Source organism: Mesorhizobium sp. M1E.F.Ca.ET.041.01.1.1, assembly GCF_003997355.1.
GTDB lineage: Bacteria > Pseudomonadota > Alphaproteobacteria > Rhizobiales > Rhizobiaceae > Mesorhizobium.
Genome location: NZ_RZSL01000641.1, coordinates 1 through 3,169, shown reverse-complemented (window position 1 = coordinate 3,169; position 3,169 = coordinate 1). Strand labels below are relative to the sequence as shown.

Genomic DNA, 3,169 nt, shown 5'->3' with positions numbered 1-3,169 from the left:
CGTCGCGCCATTCCATGGGTCGAGCTTTTCACCCGTTGGACGGCGAAATCAAGATTTGCGTATGTCGTACCTGACGCAGAGGAACCAGCCAGCGAGCGAACCGAGCGCTTCAACATAAGACGGTTCGCGCTGGCGATGACGCTGTCTTTGGCCAACCAGGCAACGATCGGCGGCAAAGTTCGTTATGGCACCCAGAGCGCGTCGCCAAGGAGGGACCGCCGCACTCGACGAAGGTACCAACTTCCACCCCAGCAGGTTCGCCCTAGATGAACTGCACCAATGCGAAGATGCGGCTGCCTGCGATTTTGCAAGAATGTCCGAGCCGGCGCCGGCAGCGCGCACTCCGATCGATAGTTTTCCGCCAGGGCCAGCAATGCGAACTCTAATTTCTCTGTTGTTGTTTCTACTGCTCTGCGGGGCACCAAGCCTCGCCCAGCCGGCCGCACAAGGAGGTTCCAAGCCCGGCGAGCCGAACGCGGATGTCGAAGCGCTCATCACCATCCTGGAGAACGACCAGGCGCGGCACCGCCTGATCGACAAGCTGCGCGCCGCGGCCGCGGAAGGCAACCAGCCGGCGGCCGAGGCAGCGCCTGAAACGACGATCGCACAGGAGGTCGCCGCGTATACGAAGGATGCGGCAGAGAGCGCTTCGGGCCTGATCAAGACGACCGCCGCCCTCGTCGAGAGAATTGCCGGCGTCTTTTCGGGAGGTGTCTCGATCGATGTGCAGAGCCTTTGGAACGCCGTACGCAACAGCGCCCTTGTCGTGGTTCTCACCTTCGCCGTCTACCTCGCGTTGCGGTTCGCCTTTGGACGGTTCCAGCGCACATTCGCCAATGCAGCGACACGCGGAGGCAGGTTCGAGCGGTTCGGCTTCATCGGTTTGTCCGCGCTGGCCGACGCGCTCACCGTGCTCGCGGCCTGGGCAATCGGTTCGGTGTCTTCGCTCTCTGCTTTCGTTATCGACCAGGCGGGTCAGGCGGAGATGAACCGTGCGCTGTTCCTGAACGCCTTCCTGGTCATCGAGTTCATCAAGGTCCTTGCGCGGACACTGCTTGCCCCGAGATGGCCCGCGCTGCGGATCTGGACATTGGGCGACACAACGGCGGCATACTGGTATTTCTGGCTGAGCCGCTTCGTCAGCGTGGTCGGCTATACGATGTTCTTCCTCGCGCCGATCGTTGCGGTCAACGTTTCGGAAGACGCCGCGCAAGTGGTCCGCGTGGTCGTGATGTTTGCCGCGCTGGTGCTCGCCCTGATTGTCATCCTGCAGAATCGCGATCAGGTACGGCGATGGCTGCTGCGCCGCAGCGAGACCCGCCGAACCGACATTCTGGGCAGGTTCCTGGCCGGTCTCGCCAGGCTTTGGCACGTCGTGGCGATCGGATACCTGATCCTCGTCTTTGTTCTGTGGCTCGCAGCGCCCGCGATGGCCCTGCCGTTCGTCCTCGCGGCCACCGTCCAATCGATCATCGCCATAGCCATAGGGGTATTGCTGACGGGCGTCATCGCGCGGGTCGCCGGAGCGGGGATAAACCTGCCCGCCGAGGTCAGCGAGCGGCTTCCTTTGCTCGAGCGGCGCCTCAATGCCTTCGTTCCCAATGTGCTCAGGGCAGTTCGCATCCTGGTTGCCGCGGTCGTGCTGCTGGTCATCGCACAGTTCTGGCGAGCGGCAGACGTCGTCGGGTGGCTGTCGAGCGAAGTCGGCCAGCGCTTCGCCGTTTCAATCGTTTCCGCGATCCTGATAATGCTGGTCGGCGGCCTGATCTATCTCGCCGTCCAATCGTGGGTGGAATATCGCCTCAATCCGAATTACGGCCATGTCCCCTCCCCGCGCGAACGGACGCTTCTCGCCCTGTTCCGCAATGCCTTCGTGGTCGCGCTGGGCGTCCTCATCGTCATGCTGGTGCTGTCCGAGTTTGGCGTGAACATCGGCCCGCTGCTTGCCGGCGCCGGCGTTGTCGGCCTCGCTGTCGGCTTCGGGGCGCAAAAACTGGTGCAGGACATCATCACCGGCGCCTTCATACAGTTCGAGAACGCGATGAACGAAGGCGATGTGGTGACCGCAGGAGGGGTCACAGGCACCGTTGAGCGGCTGACAATCCGGTCCGTGTCGTTGCGCACCCTCGACGGCGCCTATCATCTCATCCCGTTCTCTTCCGTCGATGCCGTGACGAACTTCATGAAGACCTTCAGCTATCACGTCGCATCGATCGGCGTGGATTACGGGGCGAGCATTCCCGAGGTGAAGCAGGCGATGCACGAGGCCTTCGACAAACTGAAGGAGGCCGGGTTCGCGGGCGACATCATCGGCGACCTCGAGATGCATGGCGTGACCGAATTCGCCGACTCCGCCATTTTGGTTCGGGCCCGCATCAAGACCAAGCCCGGAAAGCATTTTGCCCTCGGTCGCGCCTATAACGAGATCATCAAGGAGGTCTTCGAGGAGCGCGGCATCGAGATACCTTTCCCTCATGTGACGTTCTACATGGGCGGCGAAGACAAGGCGGGAAAGTCACCGCCGCCGCGCATCAAGCGGCCCGGGCCAAAGCTTGCGACGGAAAGGCCCAAGCGCAGCGCGGCGACAAACGCTGCATTGGCCAAGTCGCCCAAACGCGGGCGCAAGACCAAGGTCACCCAGGACGGTCCGCCCGATGAAGGGCACGATGCGCCCGACCAGACCGAGGTTTCCTAGCAGGGACCGCTCGGGAGATTGTCCAAGCGTGGATCCGCGTTACGCCCAGCATTCGTGATCGGCGAGCACCTCGTCGATCACCCGGCGCTGCCTTCCGACCTCGGCTTGGTTGGCGTCATGTCCGGCAACGGTAATCAGCGCCTTCCATAGCGTCCAGCCGCGGCCGCGCGCCCAGGTCGCCTCATCGACCGCGATGGCGGTGCGGAAAGCCTCCCGGCTTTCGCCCTCGAAAAAGGTCCAGGCGATCGCGAGGTCGCAGGACGGGTCGCCGACGCCGGAGGTGCCGAAGTCGATGACGGCGCTCAGGCGGCCGTCTTCGACCAGGAGATTGCCTGAGGCGACATCGCCGTGGAACCAGACGGGCGAGCCGTGCCAGGTGGCGGCCAGGGCCGCTTCCCAGACCGTCGTGGCGGCTTGTGTATCGATCTGGCCATCGAGTGCTGCGATCGCCTGCCTCGCCTCGCCGTCATAGAC

The 3,169-nt window shown here is 63.4% G+C and carries 2 protein-coding genes; one reads left to right on the top strand and one right to left on the bottom strand.

Annotated elements, in window-relative coordinates:
* Positions 1-394: 394 nt before the first annotated feature.
* On the top strand, positions 395-2,695 hold the full coding sequence (locus EOA38_RS31775; protein WP_245480968.1) for a mechanosensitive ion channel domain-containing protein: 2,301 nt from the start codon (positions 395-397) through the stop codon (positions 2,693-2,695).
* A gap of 39 nt (positions 2,696-2,734) precedes the next feature.
* Here EOA38_RS31775 and EOA38_RS31770 read toward each other — a convergent pair.
* Positions 2,735-3,169, bottom strand: a 435-nt coding sequence (locus tag EOA38_RS31770) for a phosphotransferase (RefSeq protein ID WP_145966160.1), incomplete at its 5' end; no start/stop codon positions are given.